Consider the following 18,338-nt stretch of genomic DNA (forward strand, 5'->3'; position numbering starts at 1 on the left):
CCGCGCGGCCGCTGACCGCCCCACCGAAAGCGGAAAATCCGATTGACGCACGAGCCGCTTTGTCTTTAGCATCAGCCAATTTTTAGCGTCACGATCCGAGAAATTGATGAGAATTGGTCGATACCTGGCGGCCGTAGCCTGTGCGGCGCTGCTGGCGGCATGTGCCAGCACGCCCGTCCCGCCTGATGAAGCCGGCACGGCCGGCTCGCCGACCGCCCTGGCCTCCGCCACCAAGCCCAAATCCGGCCTTCCCCCCACCGATCCGCTCAATTCGATCCACCTGCCGCCGACCATCGCGCGCGACACCGCGCCGATCAACGTCGACGAGGACAGGATCGACTGGACGCTGGGCCAGTCGCAGGACATCTGGGTGCGCATCCGTCGCGGCTTTTCGATGCCGGACCTGGAAGGCACGCTGGTCGAGGACCGCACGCAGTGGTATGCGGCGCGGCCCGACTATATGGAGCGGATGATCGCGCGGTCGAGCAAATACCTGTACCACATCGTCGCCGAGCTCGAACGCCGCAACATGCCGACCGAGCTGGCGCTGCTGCCCTTCGTCGAGAGCGCGTTCAACCCGGAGGCGGTGTCGAGCGCGAAGGCGGCCGGCATGTGGCAGTTCATTCCGAGCACCGGCAAGAGCTACAACCTGAAGCAGAACATGTTCCGCGACGAGCGCCGCGACGTGCTGGCCTCGACCGAAGCGGCGCTGGACTACCTGAGCCGGCTGCACGACATGTTCGGCGACTGGCATCTGGCGCTGGCGGCGTACAACTGGGGCGAGGGCGCGGTGTCGCGGGCGATCGCGCGCAACGAGGCGCGCGGGCTGCCGACCGACTACGCCAGCCTGACGATGCCCAACGAGACGCGCTACTACGTGCCGAAGCTGCAGGCGGTCAAGAACATCGTCAGCAATCCGGCCTCGTATGGCGTCACGCTGCCGCCGATTCCGGACCATCCGTACTTCGTCACGGTGACCACCTCGCGCGACATCGACGTGACGCTGGCCGCCAAGCTGGCCAACATGCCGCTGGAGGAATTCCGCGCGCTCAATCCATCGTTCAACAAGCCGGTGATCCTGGGTGCGTCGAACCCGCAGATCCTGCTGCCGTTCGAGAACGCCGAGCGCTTCCAGTACAACCTGAACACCTATCGCGGCGGGCTGTCGAGCTGGACCGCGGTGACGGTGGACGGCCGCGAGCGGGTCGAATCGCTGGCGGCGCGGCTGAACGTCGATCCGGACACGCTGCGCGAGATCAACCGGATTCCGAAGGGGATGCGGCTCAAGCCCGGCTCGACCGTGATGATCCCCCGCTCCGGACGCCATACCCAGGACATCAGTGCCACGCTGGCGGAGAACGCCATCCTGGCGATGGAGCCGGACCTGCCCGAAGCGCGCCGGCTGGTGGTGCGCGCCGGCAAGCGCGACACGGTGGCCTCGGTGGCGCGCCGCTATGGCGTGTCGGTCAACCAGGTGCGCGCCTGGAACAAGCTGTCCGGCTCCAAGCTGGTGGCCGGACAGAGCCTGGTGCTGAACGTGCCGGTCAAGCGCGCGCGGGCCATCGCCGAGCGCGACGACGAGGTGCGGGTGATCCGCGTGTCGGGCAAGGGCAGCCGCGCCAGCGCCCGCCAGCGGGTGGTGGTCGAACCGCACGGCAAGGCGGTGCGGGCCTCGTCCAGGGCGTCCGCCAAGGCCAGCGCCAAGGCGTCCGGTGGCCGCGCCAGCGCCAAGGCCAGCGCCGCGCCGAAGGCCAAGGCGAAGGGCAAGGCGCGCTGAGGCGCGGCACCGCAGCAGGCAACGGCGCAGTCGACAGAGGCGCCGTGGACACGGAAAAGGGCATGCCGAGGGGCGTGCCCTTTTTCTTTGGTGGGCCGGATCAGCCGAACCAGCCGAACCAGCCGAACCAGCCGAACCAGCCGAACCAGACGAACCAGCCGGCCCCGGAGGTGACCTTGTGGACATTGCGGATGGCGAAGCTGGTGCCGGTGGTGGCAAACTGGCGGTCCAACGATAACCGCCGCCCCAGCGGAGGAGACAGCAATGACCACCACCCGCGCCGTGCACGCGCGCTCCCTCGTCGATCCCGACGCCTTCTGGGCCGAACAGGCCCGCCGCATCGACTGGCAGACCCCCTGCGAGCAGGTACTCGACTACAGCCGGCCGCCGTTTGCGCGCTGGTTCGTCGGCGGGCGCACCAACCTCTGCCATAACGCGGTCGACCGGCACCTGGCCAAGCGCGCCGAGCAGCCGGCACTGGTCCATGTCTCCACCGAAACCGACCAGCGCCGCAGCTACAGCTATCACGAGCTGCACGCCGAGGTCAACCGCATGGCCGCGGTGCTGCTGGCGCTGGGGGTGCGCCAGGGCGACCGCGTGCTGATCTATATGCCGATGATCCCCGAGGCGGTGTTCGCGATGCTGGCCTGCACGCGCATCGGCGCGGTGCACTCGGTGGTGTTCGGCGGTTTTGCCTCGGTCAGCCTCGCCGCCCGCATCGACGACGCGCGGCCGCGCGTGGTGGTCAGCGCCGACGCCGGCTCGCGCGGCGGCAAGGTCGTGCCCTACAAGCCGCTGCTCGACGAGGCGCTGCGCTTGGCGCAGAACCCGCCCGAGAAGGTGCTGCTGGTCGACCGCGGGCTCGCGCCGATGGAGCGCACGCCCGGCCGCGACGAGGACTACCTGGCCTGGCGCGGACGCGTCGGCGCGACGCAGGTGCCGTGCGAATGGCTGGAGTCCAGCGCGCCGTCGTACATCCTCTACACGTCGGGTACCACCGGCAAGCCCAAGGGCGTGCAGCGCGACACCGGCGGCTACGCCGTCGCGCTGGCCACGTCGATGGAATACATCTTCTGCGGCAAGCCCGGCGACACGATGTTCTGCACCTCGGACATCGGCTGGGTCGTCGGCCACAGCTATATCGTCTACGGCCCGCTGCTGGCCGGCATGACGACGGTGCTGTACGAGGGCACGCCGGTGCGGCCGGACGCCGGCATCCTGTGGCAGCTGGTCGAACAGTATCGCGTCAACGTGATGTTCAGCGCGCCGACCGCGATCCGCGTGCTGAAGAAGCAGGACCCGGCCTGGCTGAGCCGCTACGACCTGTCGAGCCTGCGCATGCTGTTCCTGGCGGGCGAGCCGCTGGACGAGCCGACCGCCAGCTGGATCCAGTCGGCCATCGGCAAGCCGGTGGTCGACAACTACTGGCAGACCGAGACCGGCTGGCCGATCATCGCCCTGCAGCACGGCATCGAGGCGCTGCCCGCCAAGCTCGGCTCGCCGGGGCTGCCGGTGTACGGCTACGACGTGCGCATCGTCGACGAGCAGACCGGCGCCGAATGCGCGCCGGGGCAGAAGGGCGTGGTGGCGATCGAGGGGCCGCTGCCGCCCGGCTGCATGAGCACGGTCTGGGGCGACGACGAGCGCTTCGTCAAGACCTACTGGTCCGGCTTTCCCGACCGGCAGCGCTACTCGACCTTCGACTGGGGCGTGCGCGACGAGGACGGCTATCTGTTCATCCTCGGGCGCACCGACGACGTGCTCAACGTGGCCGGCCACCGGCTCGGCACGCGCGAGATCGAGGAAAGCATCGCCTCGCATCCCGCGGTGGCCGAGGTCGCGGTGGTGGGCGTCGCCGATCCGCTGAAGGGACAGGTCGCGCTGGCGGTCTGCATCCTGCGCGATGCGGGACGCGCCGCCACGCCGCAGGACCGCATGGCGCTCGAAGGCGAGATCATGCAGACCGTGGACCGGCAACTCGGCGCGGTCGCGCGGCCGGCCCGCGTGGTGTTCGTCGGCGCCTTGCCGAAGACGCGCTCCGGCAAGCTGCTGCGCCGCGCGATCCAGGCGGTGGCGGAAGGGCGCGACCCCGGCGACCTGACGACCATCGAGGATCCTTCTGCGCTGGCGCAGTTCCGGGAGGCGCTGCAGGGCTGAAGGCGGAACGGGCGCGGTGGCTAGCCGACTGCCGCCTGCATACTGCGGGCCGACGGCGCCGCATCGCTATCGCGAAGACCGGTGAATAGCGCCCTGACGATGAACGAGGGCGTCAGCAGCAGGCGGGGCGCAAGCTCGTATAGCGCCCCCCGCAGGGATCGGGCCGCTTGGGTGGGAAGGGACGCTGCGTCGGGGTCGCATCGCGCCGACGCCGCAACAGGGCGCAGCACCTCATAGCGAGCCCGCAAGGGCATCTTCTCCAAGGCTCGCCAGTACAGCCCGATAATGCGTCCATGCCCGGCCCGCGCAGCTGCCGCGAGGCCGCAGTCGCCTTCGCTCGAATAGGCCATCAGCAATTGCGTGCGCAACTGGACCGGCATGTCGTTCATCACGTACACCATCTCCTCAAGCGCGTCATGCTGGCCCGTCTCGCAAATCTCGTAGAGGGCGCTGCCGCCCTTGCCGTTGGCCGCCCGCATCAGCGGGTAATGCCAGTGGTCGGGCAGGGTCTTCACCAGTTCCCAGTAGGGTCGGAAGAGTGCCGACCTTCCAAGGGCAAGTGCCGCGTACAGGCCGGTTCTACCGTCGGGATGGCGTGCCAGCAGCAACTCCGCGCGCGTGTCGTCGTCCAGGCCTTCGAGCAACGCGCCATACTCGGTCAAAGTCTGCGGAAGACCGCCCTGCATCGCGTAATACAGTGCCGGGGCCTTGTCATGGTCGCCGAGGCACCGAATTCGCTGCGCATCGGGCAGCGCCGACAGGGCGGGGGCAATGCGCCGCATTCCTTCGATGCAATTGGAACCGATCAGAAAGCCCAACACAGCAGGCGACGGATCGGGAAGCGGCCCTGACAGCGGCCGTGGGGATAGGCGGGGTAGCGTGGAGGCGCTTCGCAGCGACAGCATGTCGACCACGCCGACGCTCAGCATCAGCGCGGCATTGCCACGGTCCCGGCTGTACCACGACAGCGCGGCCGGTGCCAGGAAACGGTTCGCGACGATTGATTCGACATCGGACAGCTCGTCGTACTTGATGCGGCGGTGCGTCGCGGTTTCATTGGGATCGTAGAAGTCGATGCCGTACGTCACCCGGTCTTCCCCGGCCGCTTGCTTGCGCTTCAGTCCGACCGCGCAGACGTGGGTGTGCAGGACCAGGCTGATGCCCCTGACGACTTCACCGTGGCGCGCCATCTTTCTGAACTGCCTGGCAAATTCCTTGCCCCAATCGTCCGGCTCGACGATCCGGATCTTGCAGAACGCGTCGGCCGCCATATGCACCGCACGCGCCACTGTTCCCACGTTGGTCCGGATAGCGTCGGGGCAGCGCAGCGTCTCGTAGTCGGGCTTGAATTCGGGCGGCGACAGAAAGGACGCCAGCCAGTGACCCGCCAGGGGTCCGCAAGTGATAAGCGCTTCGTCGATCGACGAACGTGCCGCGCCATTGAGCCTCACATAGGCATTGCCGTGGAAACAATAGTGGCAAACCTCCTTGCGGACGTCGCGTCGCAGGCGGCGCAACGTCTTTTCTACGGCCGCCTGCTGCGGATCGAGATACGGGGACGATGAGGCGACCGTGAGCTTGCCGTATTGCCGTGTAATCCGGTGGTGCCGATCGCCGAGTACGAGCACGCCTCCACCGGTTCTGGCCCACTCTCTGACATGGCGGTTGCGCAGCTCCTTCAGGTCCTGACACTGAACCGGGGGGCGAAACGAGGGGCAGTTCGATGTGCTGTGGCATGGACGCATCCTCCAGGGTTGGGAACCGGGGGAAAGGGTATCGGTCCGCCTGGTCATGCGGGCCGTGCGTTTGCCTTTGTGGGCCGGACAATTTGCAGAAAGCAAAAGCTTTGTATGCGTACGGTAAGTAGTATGGACAGCTCAACGACGCGTCTCCCGTCACTGCGCGATACCGCGACGGGGGATGCCCCATCCGCCTACTTCTCCTGTTGTTTGCCATGACTTTCTTCACCCCGGGAAGGCTGTCCGGCCTTGCGCCCGCGTATTTCGATGCGGTCTTGAATGCTGAGCTGGGACTTGCCCACGGCCGGAATATCCAGCCAGTGCTGCACGATCTCCACCGTCGCTACATCGTCAACGGCGAGAAGCTGACCATCAACCATGTCCTTCAATCGTTCGGCGATATTGCCGCCGATGCATCCCTTACGCCCGAGCAGAAGGGACACCGGGTTCTGGAGCGCATCGCTGCCGAATTGACGCGCACGCTGGGGTGTCATGCCGATGAGCACGCCGCGGCGATCTGCGCGCGCGACGTGGCGGCGCTGCTGGGTGATCGCGCGTTCCAGGAACTGGAGACAACGGCCCTGGCACAGGCCACCGGCAATGACCGGATGGATGGCGACACGACGGGCCTGTCACGGCGCCACGGAACAAATATCACGCTCGATGGCGGCAGGGTTTCAATTCACAAGACAACCGACTGGATGCATCGCGACGAGCGCACGCAACGGGCGGTTCTGACTTCCGATATCGTCGTGTCCCTGCAGTTGGAGCGGACCGACAACGTTGTGGCGCAAGCGGCCGGCGCCATTCGCAAGCGGCTCGGCAATCAGGACGTCAAGAAGCAATACCAGTTGACTGCAGAGGTCACCGAATGCTCTCTTTCCAGCAACGACAGCCTGGTCCAGAAGACACTGGATTCCGTCCAGGCCAGTTTCTGGGACAGGGTCAAAAGTCTGCTGGAGAACCTCCTTGGCGTCGCCGGCATCTGTTTCCATCCGATCAAGCCCGGGCGAAAGCTGGAACTGCTGGAAACCCGTCCCCGGGAACTCAATGAAGCGGACCACCCGCATGGCGCAGCCGGCGAGCAATCACCGGCCGCCCTGCAGATTGGCCGACAGGCGCTCAAGGGCATCTGGCTGCGGTCCCATCGCACGGACGGATGGGGCCAAACGAAGCCCAATGCGACCGTGAGGCTGGACGTCACCCGCGACACAGTGACAAGGCAAGACGGCGAGCACGGTGTGGACGCGGCACTTCATGCCCTTCAACGGGAATGGGCCACCGAGGCGCGTCAGCGCGAGGCGAACGGCGGGGCCAGGGCCGAAGCGCAAGCCGACGTTCGCGCTGGCGCGCAAGCTGACGCAGGGGTATCCGAGGAACCGCGGGCGCCGCATATTGGTCCCGATGACTTGCCGATTCCCGACCGACGCACCGCGCCTCCTGTCGCTCAGTTGTCCGACGATGAGGCTGCCGCCTGGACGCAGAATGCGTACTTCACTCACCTCGCGGCGCTCCATGGCAACGAGGCCGCCGTGGCGGCCCTCGAAGGTCGGCCATTGAATCCGGGCCAACCGCTGACGCCCGCCGAGATCGAACGGATGGACCGTGTTGCCCAGAACTTCAGCGGCATGGGTAGCGCCAAGCGGCTGGCCCACGTCGTGGTGGTCGATATATGGCCGGAGAACGTCCGCAAAGGCAATTACGGGCACGCGGCGGCGACGATTCGTGGTCCCAAGGTGATTGCCGACGGGCCATCCGGTGCACAGGCATGGCCCAAGAGCCATCACAGCCTTTGGCCCGAGAAGGTACCTCTAACGCCTCTCAGTTCGGTGAGTTCGTACACTTCGCGGTCCTACCGTGCAGACAAGTACAACATGGTTTCAGATCGCGCCGCCGACGGCCTGATCAGCGGCGCCTTTGAGTTGCGGTCGAAGCAGAAGCTCTACACCGTGGGGGAGGAGAAACGCGCTGCGCTCAGCGCCCACAAGATCTATCTGCCGCTGTTCGGCCAGAATGCGTTCGACGATCACACTGCGCAGGCACGTCCCTGCTTGTTCGGCCTGAGTGCGAGCCGCATGCGGAATAGATGGCAGTCCACGTCCCAACACGATTTCCGGCTATGGAGCATGAAGAACAACTGTGCCGGGTCCGTTCTCGCCATGCTGCAGGCCGGCGGCGCGGAACTCTTCGTGAAAAAACGGACGAACTACCGCGGTGGCATGTTGCCGACGGACGCGCGAAAGTACGCCGCACTGGTCGCATCCAAGATCGATGCCTTGAATCAGAGGACGGACCGACTGATCGAAATCTATGAGAAGCAACATCGCCGTGACCCCGGAATATCGCTCAAGGATGCCTGGGAACATTATGTCGCCCGCCATGACGTCAAATTGCCGCCTGTCCTCCCGCAGGAGGTAGTCGAATCCGACGATCCATTGGTGTTGATGGACGCCGCGCGCCGGCTGCTTCAGGAACGTGAGCTTGAAAGCCGTCCCGACGTTCTAGGCCTTCTTTGCGGACTGCGAAACCGTCTGTGCGAGCTCAGCCAGGCAGACCGCGGTGCGCCTGCCATCGCTACGCATGCTCCCCCGGCCCTGGGGGACTTTTCCAGGCTGGCGTAGGCCATCGAGCTCGGTTTTGCTGTCATGGCTGACGCTGGTCGGCCATGACACCGTACTTGCACCTCGCCCGGATTCGCTCTAATATTTTAGGCATAAAATATTTTGGCTTGCAGTAATGTGGCGCTTCAGCGGCACACCTGGGCGAGGAGACACAGATGCGCGTGCTATGCATTGGCGGCGGACCGGCCGGCCTGTATTTTGGCCTGCTGATGAAGCGGCAGGATCCGCGCCACGAGGTGGTGGTGGTCGAGCGCAACCGTCCCTACGACACCTTCGGCTGGGGCGTGGTGTTCTCGGACGCCACCATGGACAACCTGCGCGAGGCCGATCCGGAGAGCGCGCGCGAGATCGACGCGGCCTTCAATCACTGGGACGACATCGACATCCACTTCCGCGGCCGCACGATGCGCTCCAGCGGGCACGGCTTCATCGGCATCGGCCGCAAGCGCCTGCTGAACATCCTGCAGGCGCGCTGCGAGGCGCTGGGCGTGGAACTGGTGTTCGAGACCGACGTGCAGGACGACCAGGCGCTGGCCGAGACATACCGCGCCGACCTGGTGATCGCCTCGGACGGCGTCAACAGCCGCGTGCGCACCCGCTACGCCGAGACCTTCGCGCCGGACATCGATACGCGCCAGTGCCGCTTCGTCTGGCTCGGCACCAAAAAGCGCTTCGACGCCTTTACCTTCGCCTTCGAACAGACCGAGCACGGCTGGTTCCAGGCGCACGCCTACCGCTTCGACGACGACACCTCGACCTTTATCGTCGAGACGCCGGAATCGGTCTGGCGCGCCGCCGGCATCGAGCAGATGGACCAGCAGCAGGGCATCGCCTACTGCGAGCGGCTGTTCGCAAAATATCTCGATGGCCAGCCCTTGATCAGCAACGCCACCCATCTGCGCGGCTCGGCCAACTGGATCCGCTTCAACCGCGTGATCTGCAACACCTGGGTCCACTGGAACACGCTGGCCGGCGGCCGCCGCGTGCCGGTGGTGCTGATGGGCGATGCCGCCCACACCGCGCATTTCTCGATCGGCTCGGGCACCAAGCTGGCGCTGGAGGATGCGATCGACTTGGCCAGCAACCTGCGCGGCATGGCGCAACCCGGCCCGGACGACCTCGACGAGGCGCTGCGCCGCTACGAGGCGACCCGCAGCGTCGAGGTGCTGAAGATCCAGAACGCCGCGCGCAATTCCACCGAATGGTTCGAGAACGTCGAGCGCTATGCGGGTCTGGCGCCCGAGCAGTTCGCCTATTCGCTGCTGACGCGCTCGCAGCGCATTTCGCACGAGAATCTGCGGCTGCGCGATCGCACCTATGTCGAGGACTACGAGCGCTGGCTGGCGCGGCAGGCCGGCGTGCCCGAGGAAAGCCTGCGCGCGCATGACGGTGCGCTGCCGCCGATGTTCACGCCTTTACCGCGTGCGCGGCCTGACGCTGAAGAACCGCGTGGTGGTGTCGCCGATGGCGATGTATTGCTGCGTCGATGGCGTGCCCGGGGACTTCCACCTGGTGCATCTGGGCGCGCGCGCCCAGGGCGGCGCCGGCCTGGTGATGGCCGAGATGACCTGCGTCTCGCCCGACGCGCGCATCACGCCGGGATGTCCGGGTTTGTGGAACGACGCGCAGCGCGATGCCTGGCGGCGCATCGTCGACTTCGTGCATGCCGGCACGGGCCTGGCCGGCGGCGCGCGCATCGGCATGCAGCTCGGCCATGCCGGCCGCAAGGGCTCGACGCAGCTCGGCTGGCAGGCGATGGACCATCCGCTGCCCGAGGGCAACTGGCCGCTGATCTCGGCCTCGCCGCTGCCGTATCTGCCCGGCATCTCGCAGGTGCCGCGCGCGATGACGCGCGAGGACATGGACCGCGTGCGCGACGATTTCGTCGCGGCGGCGCGGCGCGCGGCCGAGGCCGGCTTCGACTGGCTGGAGCTGCATTGCGCGCACGGCTACCTGCTGTCGTCGTTCATCTCGCCGCTGACCAACCGGCGTGACGACGAGTACGGCGGATCGCTCGCCAACCGGCTGCGCTATCCGCTCGAGGTGTTCGCCGCGGTGCGCGAAGTATGGCCGTCGCAGCGGCCGATGTCGGTCCGCATTTCCGCGCACGACTGGGTCGAGGGCGGCATCACGCCGGACGACGCGGTCGAGATCGCGCGCGCCTTCAAGGCCGCCGGCGCGGACCTGATCGACTGCTCCTCCGGGCAGGTCAGCCCCGAGCAGGCGCCGGTCTATGGCCGCATGTACCAGACGCCGTTCGCCGACCGCATCCGCAACGAGGCGGGCATTCCGACCATCGCAGTCGGCGCGATCTCCGAGGCCGATCACGTCGACAGCATCATCGCCGCCGGCCGCGCCGACCTGTGCGCGATCGCGCGGCCGCATCTGGCCGATCCCGCCTGGACGCTGCACCAGGCCGCGCAACTGGGCTATCGCCCGGTCGACTGGCCGGTGCAATACCAGGCCGGCAAGCGGCAGCTGGAGACCAACCTCGAACGCGCCGCGGCGCTGGCGGGGGCGCGGTGAGCGCCGATCGTTTGTCCTTGCCGCTGCACGGGCGGCACGCGCTGGTCACCGGCGGCGCGCGCGGCATCGGAGCGGCGATTGCCGGTCGGCTGCTGGCCGACGGCGCCAGCGTGACGCTGCTGGGCCGCGACGGCGACGCGCTGGCGCGCGCGGTGGAGCGCCTTGGGCAGGACCATCCCGGTGCGCGGCTGTATCCAGTCCAGGCCGACGTCAGCGATGCCGACAGCGTGGCCCGCGGGTTCGACGCGGCCGCCCGGGCGCTGGGCCCGATCGGCGTGCTGGTCAACAACGCCGGTCAGGCGCACAGCGCGCCATTCCTGAAGACCGACCTGGCGCTGTGGCGCCGCATGCTGGACGTGAACCTGACCGGCACCTTCCTGTGCACGCAGGCCGCGCTGCCGGCGATGCGGGACGCAGGCTGGGGGCCGCGTGGTCAATGTCGCGAGCACGGCCGCGCTGACCGGCTATGCCTATGTGGCGGCCTACTGCGCCGCCAAGCACGGTGTGCTGGGGCTGACGCGCGCGCTGGCGCTCGAGCTGGCGCGCAGCGGCGTCACGGTCAATGCGGTCTGTCCCGGCTATACCGATACCGACATCGTGCGCGAGGCGGTGGCCAATATCGTGAACAAGACCGGCCGCACGGAAGAGCAGGCGCGCGCCGAACTGGCCGGCCGCAATCCGCAGCGCCGGCTGGTGGATCCCGATGAAGTGGCCGACGCGGTGGCGTGGCTGTGCCGGCCGTCCGCGAGCGCGATCACGGGCCAGGCCATCGCGGTGGCGGGCGGCGAGGTAATGGCGGGCTGAACCGGCTTTCCGCGGCGGCGAACGACGAACCCAAGCACCGGGACCTCGGCAGCGATACATCGACACACACCGGCACACCGACGCACCGACGCACCGACGCACCGACACACCGACACACCGACACACCGGCACACCGACGCACCGGCGCACCGACGCACCGACGCACCGACGCACCGGCACACCGACACACCGACACACCGACACATCGACACATCGACGAGAGAACGCAGATGAACGAGATCGCACTGGACATGCGCCACCACAAGCGCGGCTTCGCGGACTTCGCGCCGCGCCACTTCCTGTGGTCGGTATCCGATGACGGCAAGGTCGGCACCGTGACGCTGAACCGCCCCGAGCGCAAGAACCCGCTGACCTTCGACGCCTACGCCGAACTGCGCGATCTGTTCCGAGCGCTGGTCTATGCGAACGACATCAAGGCGGTGGTGGTGCAGGGCGCCGGCGGCAACTTCTGCTCGGGCGGCGACGTGCACGAGATCATCGGCCCGCTGACGAAGATGGCGATGCCGGAGCTGCTCGACTTCACGCGCATGACAGGCGACCTCGTCAAGGCGATGCGGGCGTGTCCGCAGCCGATCATCGCGGCGGTCGACGGCGTCTGCGCCGGCGCGGGCGCGATGATCGCGCTGGCCTCGGACATGCGTCTGGCGACCGAATCGGCGCGCACCGCCTTCCTGTTCGTGCGGGTCGGCCTGGCCGGTGCCGACATGGGCGCCTGCACGCTGCTGCCGCGCATGATCGGCCAGGGACGCGCCAGCGAGCTGCTGTACACGGGCCGCGCGATGAGCGCGCAGGAAGGGCTGCAGTGGGGATTCTTCAATGCGCTGCACGCGCCGGAGCGGCTGCGCGACGAGGCCACCGCGCTGGCCGCGCAACTGGCCGCGGGCCCGACCTTCGCGCATGGCGTCACCAAGAAGCTGCTGCACCAGGAATGGAATATGGGGCTGGACGAGGCCATCGAGGCCGAGGCGCAGGCCCAGGCGATCTGCATGCAGACCGGCGACTTCCGCCGCGCCTACGAGGCCTTCGTCGCCAAGGCGAAGCCCGTGTTCGAAGGCAACTGAGTGAAGGTGACGCAGTGAAGGCAACCGAGGGGAACTGACATGACCGGCTGGCAAGACGATCTGGCGCTGCCATTCTTCGACGACGCGCACCGCACGCTGGCGCGCGAGCTGGACGCCTGGTGCGCGCGCTCGCTGTCGGCGCAGCCGCATGCGCCTGGCGCCGATGTCGACGCGGACTGCCGCGCGCTGGTGCGGCAGCTTGGCGAGGCCGGCTGGCTGCGCTACTGCGTGCCGCGCGCCTACGGCGGTGCGCTCGACCAGCTGGACTCGCGCGCGCTGTGCCTGCTGCGCGAGACGCTGGCGCGCCATGACGGGCTGGCCGACTTCGCCTTCGCGATGCAGGGACTGGGCTCGGGCGCGATCACGCTGGCGGGCGACGAGACGCTGCGCCAGCGCTATCTGCCGCGCGTGGCGCGCGGCGAGGCGATCGCGGCCTTCGCGCTGTCCGAACCGGAGGCCGGCTCCGACGTCGCCGCGATGCAGTGCAGCGCGACGCTGGACGGCGACCACTACGTGCTCGACGGCACCAAGACGTGGATCTCGAACGGCGGCATCGCCGACTTCTACTGCGTGTTCGCGCGCACCGGCGAGGCGCCCGGCGCGCGCGGCATCACGGCCTTCGTCGTCGATGCCGATACGCCGGGCCTGCAGATCGCCGAGCGCATCGACGTGATGGCGCCGCATCCGCTGGCCACGCTGCGCTTCGACGGCTGCCGCGTGCCGGTCGCTCAGCGGCTCGGCGAGGCGGGGCAGGGCTTCAAGCTGGCGATGATGACGCTGGACATTTTCCGCGCCTCGGTCGCGGCCGCGGCGCTGGGCTTCGGCCGCGCGGCGCTGGACGAAGCGATCGCACGGGCCACTGCGCGCCCGATGTTCGGCGGCAAGCTGGCCGACCTGCAGCTGACGCAGGCCGCGCTCGGGGAGATGGCCACCGCGCTCGATGCGGCCGCGCTGCTGACCTGGCGCGCGGCGTGGCTGCGCGACACCGGCGCGGGCCGCGGTCAGGGCGGCGCCCAAGGCGGCACCCAAGGCGGCACTCCAGTCCGCACGACCCGCGAGGCCGCCATGGCCAAGATGACCGCGACCGAGAACGCCCAGATGGTGATCGATCGCGCGGTGCAGCTGTTCGGCGGCCTCGGCGTGCGCATCGGCAGCCGGGTCGAGAGCCTGTACCGGGAGATCCGCTCCCTGCGCATCTACGAAGGCGCCACCGAAGTGCAGAAGCTGATCGTCGCGCGCGAAACGCTGGCCGCGCGGCAACCGCGGTCCTGACCGCGCGCTCCCCAGAACGAGCGCCGCCCATCAAGGAGACAGCCATGGCGAGCACAGCCCATACCGATACCTTCGCCCAGGACCGCCTGCCGCCGCGCGAGGCCTGGCCGCAGTTCCTGTTCAACGAGGACACGCGCTATCCCGAGCGGCTCAACGCGGCGGTGGAACTGGTCGATCGCCACGTGCGCGAGGGCCGCGGCGAACGGATCGCGATCCGCTATCCCGAGGCCGGCAGCGCCGGCGGCTTCGCCACCGTCAGCTATGCCGAACTGGCCGCGCTGACCAACCGCATCGCGCGCGTGCTGACCGAGGACATGGGGCTGGTGCCCGGCAACCGCATCCTGCTGCGCGGCCCCAACAACCTGATGATGGCCGCGAGCCTGCTGGCGACGCTGAAGGCCGGCCTGATTGCGGTGCCGACGATGCCGCTGCTACGGGCGCGCGAACTGAAGCAGGTGATCGATCGCGCCGAGGTCGGTGCCGCGCTGTGCGATGCGCGGCTGCGCGACGAGCTGGACGCGAACATGCGCGAGGGCGGCGAGTTCCACTGTCCGACGATGCGGCAGGCGCTGTGCTTCAACGGCAGCGGGCCGGGCTCGCTCGAAGCGGCGCTGGAAGGCAAGCCCGACGATTTCGCCGCCTGCGATACCGCCAGCGACGACATCTGCCTGATTGCCTTTACCAGCGGCACCACCGGCCAGCCCAAGGGCACCGTGCATTTCCATCGCGACGTGCTGGCGATGTGCGACCTGTTCCCGCGCCATGTGCTGCGGCCCACGGCCGACGACGTGTTCTGCGGCACGCCGCCGCTGGCCTTCACCTTCGGCCTGGGCGGGCTGCTGTGCTTCCCGCTGCGGGCCGGCGCCTCGACCGTGCTGGCCGAGAAGCTGACGCCGGAGACGCTGCTGGCGCTGATCCAGGACGCGCGGGCCACCATCGTCTTCACCGCGCCGACCTTCTATCGCCAGATGGCCGCGGCGGCGGGGCGCTACGACCTGTCGAGCCTGAAGAAAAGCGTGTCGGCCGGCGAGGCGCTGCCCGACGCCACGCGCCAGAGCTGGAAGGCCGCAACCGGCATCGAGATGATCGACGGCATCGGCGGCACCGAGATGATGCACATCTTCATCTCCAGCGCCGGCGACGAGGTGCGGCCCGGCGCGATCGGCAAGGTGGTGCCCGGCTATGTCGCGCGCATCGTGGACGAGAACATGCAGACGCTGCCGCCCGGCGTGCCCGGCAAGCTGGCGGTGCAGGGGCCGACCGGCTGCCGTTATCTGGACGATCCGCGCCAGGCCAACTACGTACGCGACGGCTGGAACCTGCCCGGCGATACCTTCGTGATGGACGCCGACGGCTACTACTTCTATCAGGCCCGCTCGGATGACATGATCGTCTCGGCCGGCTACAACATCGCCGGTCCCGAGGTCGAGGCCGCGCTGATGCAGCACGAAGCGGTGGCCGAGTGCGGCGTGGTCGGCGCGCCGGACGACGGCCGCGGGCAGGTGGTGGCCGCCTATGTGGTGCTGCGCCCGGGCTTTCAGGGCGACGACGCGATGCGCGTGACGCTGCAGGAGCACGTCAAGCGGCAGATCGCACCGTACAAGTATCCGCGCCGCATCCACTTCGTCGACGCGCTGCCGCGCACCGAGACCGGCAAGCTGCAGCGTTTCCGGCTGCGGCAGATGGCCGAGCAGAACGGGATGCCGGCGTCATGACGGCAGCCGCGAGCTTTCGCAACACGGTGCGGGTGCGCTTCAAGGACTGCGACGCCGCCGGCATCGTGTTCTTTCCGCGCTATTTCGAGATGCTGAACGATCTGGTCGAAGACTGGTTTCGCGAGGCGCTCGACTGGCCGTTCGAGCGCATGCACGGCGCCGATCGCGCCGGCGTGCCGACAGCGGACCTGCAGTGCCGCTTCGTCGCGCCGAGCCGGATGGGCGAGGTGCTGACGCGCGAGCTGGCGGTGACGCGGCTGGGCAGTTCCAGCTGCACGCTGCGGGTGCGCTTTCTCGGCGCGGAGCACGACGGGCGGGCGGAACTGCGCGTCGAATTCAGCCAGCGCCTCGTCTGCGTCGATACGGCCCGGATCGCGCCGCGACTCTTTCCCGCGCCGGTGCGCGAGGCGATGGCCCGCTTCGTCGACGAGGCGGCCGAAGCCGCATCGGCCGCAGCGACGGCAACGGGCAGCTCGGCCACATCGGCCACATCGGCCGCTTCGACCACAGCGCGCAGTTCGGCCGCAGAGGGCACTTCTGCCGCCTCGGCCATCTCGGCCTCTACTTCATCGAATTCCTGACGAGTCCCAGCTATGAACGATATCGTGGCGCCTGCCGCCAAATCCTCGACCAGTGCGAACACCGCGAAGACCGCCACCGCCGCCGAGCGGGGCCAGCCGATGGCCGTGCTGCAGCCCCCGGGCTGGGCCGCGCCGCGCGGCTATGCCAACGGCATCCTGACCGAATTCCAGGCCGGCAGCCGGCTGATCTTCGTCGGCGGCCAGATCGGCTGGAACGGCCAGTGCGAATTCGAAAGCGACGACTTCGCCGAGCAGACGGCCCAGGCGCTGCGCAATGTGGTCGCGATCCTGGAGCAGGGCGGCGCGCGGCCCGAACATATCGCGCGGATGACCTGGTATGTGAAGGACAAGGCGGAATATGTCGCCGCCTATCCCGCCATCGGCAAGCACTATCGCGAGATCATCGGGCGCCACTTTCCGGCGATGACCGCGGTCGAGGTCGCGGACCTGATCGAACCGCGCGCCCGCGTCGAGATCGAAGTCACCGCGGTGGTGCCCCCGGCCGTATCCGCGACAGCGTGACACCGCGGCAGGTGCCCCGTAACCGGGGGGAGGGAAATCCCCTCGCCCGGCATACGCAAGTCCTTGAAAACTTGAGAAATTGGCCGGCGTGAGGTAGAATCCGAAAGTTTCGCTTTCAGAACCCTTCACCCTAGCGCCAACCGCATTCCACCTTCCGCCGCCCTGACCGCTGCCCTGCGGATTCGCCCCGGAGCGCCGTGCCGATCGCCGTCGACACCTTTGCCGCACCCACGCCGAATCCCGCGCAGCCCGGCCCGACAGCCCCGGCTTGCCGCCGGTGCGCTCGCCGTCAGATTCGGGGCACGAGGCGTCGAGAGAGGTCGGTCACGGGGTGAATCCAGCAGGAGCCTACCCGTGTTACCGTCTTTTCCGCCCGCCATCCTTGCGCTAGCAGACGGCACGGTCTTTCGTGGCTATTCCATCGGCGCCTCCGGCCATACCATCGGCGAAGTGGTGTTCAACACCGCGCTGACCGGTTACCAGGAAATCCTCACCGACCCGAGCTATTCGCGGCAGATCGTCACGCTGACGTATCCGCATATCGGCAATGTCGGCGTCAATACCGAGGATGTCGAAGCCACCAAAGTCCATGCCGCCGGCCTGATCATCAAGGATCTGCCGCTGCTTGCCTCGAACTTCCGCAAGCAGCACACGCTGCCGCACTACCTGAAGCAGGAGAAGGTGCCCGCCATTGCCGGCATCGACACCCGCAAGCTGACCCGAATCCTGCGCGAGAAGGGCGCGCAGAACGGCTGCATCCTGGCCGGCGAGGACAACGCGCAGAAGGCCATCGACCTGGCGCGCTCGTTCCCGGGCCTGGCCGGCATGGACCTGGCCAAGGTCGTGTCGGTCAAGGAGCCGTACGAGTGGAACCAGACCGAGTGGGCGCTGGAACGCGGCTACGGCAAGCTGGAGAACCCGCGCTTCCACGTGGTCGCGTTCGACTACGGCGTCAAGTTCAACATCCTGCGGATGCTGGCCCAGCGCGGCTGCCGCATCACGGTGCTGCCGGCCCAGTCGACGGCCGCCGATGCGCTCGCCTACAAGCCGGACGGCATCTTCCTAGCCAACGGCCCGGGCGATCCCGAGCCGTGCGACTACGCGATCCGCGCCACGCAGGAATTCCTGCAGCGCGGCATCCCGACCTTCGGCATCTGCCTGGGCCACCAGATCATGGGCCTGGCCGTCGGTGCGAAGACCGTCAAGATGCCGACCGGCCACCACGGCGCCAACCATCCGGTCAAGGACCTGGACGACGGCCGCGTGGTGATCACCTCGCAGAACCACGGCTTTGCGGTCGACGCCGCGACGCTGCCGGCCAATGCGCGCGTGACGCACGTCTCGCTGTTCGACGGCACGCTGCAGGGCTTCGCGCTGAACGACAAGCCGGCCTTCTGCTTCCAGGGACACCCGGAAGCGTCGCCCGGCCCGCACGACGTGGCCTATCTGTTCGACCGCTTCACGAAGCTGATGGAGGAGGCCCGCCAGTAAGGCGGACCTCGACATCGAGACCGGACGAGACGCGGACGAGACGCTGACAAG

The 18,338-nt window shown here is 68.0% G+C and carries 10 protein-coding genes and 3 pseudogenes; 11 read left to right on the forward strand and 2 right to left on the reverse strand.

Annotation, left to right across the window (positions count from 1 at the left end; genetic code table 11):
• Nucleotides 1–106 precede the first annotated feature (106 nt).
• A complete protein-coding gene (locus OJJOAM_RS14990) occupies nt 107–1,777 on the forward strand; it encodes a transglycosylase SLT domain-containing protein (protein ID WP_422648409.1) in 1,671 nt (556 codons plus the stop codon).
• Nucleotides 1,778–1,877: 100 nt separating this feature from the next.
• On the opposite strand, the gene OJJOAM_RS14995 is transcribed toward OJJOAM_RS14990, so the two are convergent.
• Nucleotides 1,878–2,009, reverse strand: coding sequence for a hypothetical protein (locus tag OJJOAM_RS14995; RefSeq protein ID WP_422648410.1), 132 nt, complete (start codon nt 2,007–2,009; stop codon nt 1,878–1,880).
• Nucleotides 2,010–2,041: 32 nt separating this feature from the next.
• On the opposite strand from OJJOAM_RS14995, the gene OJJOAM_RS15000 reads away from it, so the two are divergent.
• The gene (locus tag OJJOAM_RS15000) at nt 2,042–3,934 is read left to right on the forward strand and encodes a propionate--CoA ligase (RefSeq protein WP_422648411.1); all 1,893 of its coding nucleotides are present in this window, start codon (nt 2,042–2,044) and stop codon (nt 3,932–3,934) included.
• Nucleotides 3,935–3,954: 20 nt separating this feature from the next.
• Here OJJOAM_RS15000 and OJJOAM_RS15005 read toward each other — a convergent pair whose 3' ends face one another.
• Nucleotides 3,955–5,562, reverse strand: coding sequence for a ShET2/EspL2 family type III secretion system effector toxin (locus OJJOAM_RS15005; RefSeq protein WP_422648412.1), 1,608 nt, complete (start codon nt 5,560–5,562; stop codon nt 3,955–3,957).
• 326 nt (nt 5,563–5,888) lie between these two features.
• Between OJJOAM_RS15005 and OJJOAM_RS15010 the strand changes: the two genes are divergently transcribed.
• The 9 genes and pseudogenes from OJJOAM_RS15010 to carA all read left to right on the forward strand — a co-directional run bounded on the left by OJJOAM_RS15010 (nt 5,889) and on the right by carA (nt 18,287).
• The gene (locus tag OJJOAM_RS15010; RefSeq protein ID WP_422648413.1) at nt 5,889–8,294 is read left to right on the forward strand and encodes a hypothetical protein; all 2,406 of its coding nucleotides are present in this window, start codon (nt 5,889–5,891) and stop codon (nt 8,292–8,294) included.
• A 155-nt stretch (nt 8,295–8,449) separates the two neighbouring features.
• Nucleotides 8,450–10,820 (forward strand): annotated as a pseudogene (locus OJJOAM_RS15015) (bifunctional salicylyl-CoA 5-hydroxylase/oxidoreductase).
• A gap of 23 nt (nt 10,821–10,843) precedes the next feature.
• Nucleotides 10,844–11,624 (forward strand): annotated as a pseudogene (locus tag OJJOAM_RS15020) (SDR family NAD(P)-dependent oxidoreductase).
• A gap of 230 nt (nt 11,625–11,854) precedes the next feature.
• Entirely contained in the window at nt 11,855–12,706 is an 852-nt protein-coding gene (locus OJJOAM_RS15025) for an enoyl-CoA hydratase family protein (protein WP_422648414.1), read from the forward strand.
• Between the two features lie 39 nt (nt 12,707–12,745).
• The gene (locus OJJOAM_RS15030) at nt 12,746–13,978 is read left to right on the forward strand and encodes an acyl-CoA dehydrogenase family protein (RefSeq protein ID WP_422648415.1); all 1,233 of its coding nucleotides are present in this window, start codon (nt 12,746–12,748) and stop codon (nt 13,976–13,978) included.
• A 44-nt stretch (nt 13,979–14,022) separates the two neighbouring features.
• Nucleotides 14,023–15,693: an AMP-binding protein gene (locus tag OJJOAM_RS15035; RefSeq protein WP_422648416.1), complete on the forward strand. Its 1,671-nt coding sequence runs from the start codon at nt 14,023–14,025 to the stop codon at nt 15,691–15,693.
• Nucleotides 15,690–16,130: pseudogene (locus OJJOAM_RS15040) on the forward strand (acyl-CoA thioesterase); the annotation flags it as partial. The gene OJJOAM_RS15035 and the pseudogene OJJOAM_RS15040, both read left to right, overlap by 4 nt.
• A gap of 243 nt (nt 16,131–16,373) precedes the next feature.
• Nucleotides 16,374–16,796, forward strand: coding sequence for a RidA family protein (locus OJJOAM_RS15045; RefSeq protein WP_422649609.1), 423 nt, complete (start codon nt 16,374–16,376; stop codon nt 16,794–16,796).
• A 354-nt stretch (nt 16,797–17,150) separates the two neighbouring features.
• Nucleotides 17,151–18,287, forward strand: a complete 1,137-nt coding sequence (gene carA / locus OJJOAM_RS15050; RefSeq protein WP_422648417.1) for a glutamine-hydrolyzing carbamoyl-phosphate synthase small subunit — start codon at nt 17,151–17,153, stop codon at nt 18,285–18,287.
• Nucleotides 18,288–18,338: the final 51 nt, after the last annotated feature.

Source organism: Cupriavidus sp. H18C1 (assembly GCF_049311595.1).
GTDB classification, from domain to species: domain Bacteria; phylum Pseudomonadota; class Gammaproteobacteria; order Burkholderiales; family Burkholderiaceae; genus Cupriavidus; species Cupriavidus cauae.

Bases quoted from the DNA above. Each gene is read 5' to 3' on its own strand.
- OJJOAM_RS15035 (WP_422648416.1), top strand. From the start codon at position 14,023: ATGGCGAGCACAGCCCATACCGATACCTTCGCCCAGGACCGCCTGCCG.
- OJJOAM_RS15030 (WP_422648415.1), top strand. From the start codon at position 12,746: ATGACCGGCTGGCAAGACGATCTGGCGCTGCCATTCTTCGACGACGCG.
- OJJOAM_RS15045 (WP_422649609.1), top strand. From the start codon at position 16,374: ATGGCCGTGCTGCAGCCCCCGGGCTGGGCCGCGCCGCGCGGCTATGCC.
- OJJOAM_RS15000 (WP_422648411.1), top strand. From the start codon at position 2,042: ATGACCACCACCCGCGCCGTGCACGCGCGCTCCCTCGTCGATCCCGAC.
- OJJOAM_RS15010 (WP_422648413.1), top strand. From the start codon at position 5,889: ATGACTTTCTTCACCCCGGGAAGGCTGTCCGGCCTTGCGCCCGCGTAT.
- OJJOAM_RS15025 (WP_422648414.1), top strand. From the start codon at position 11,855: ATGAACGAGATCGCACTGGACATGCGCCACCACAAGCGCGGCTTCGCG.
- OJJOAM_RS14990 (WP_422648409.1), top strand. From the start codon at position 107: ATGAGAATTGGTCGATACCTGGCGGCCGTAGCCTGTGCGGCGCTGCTG.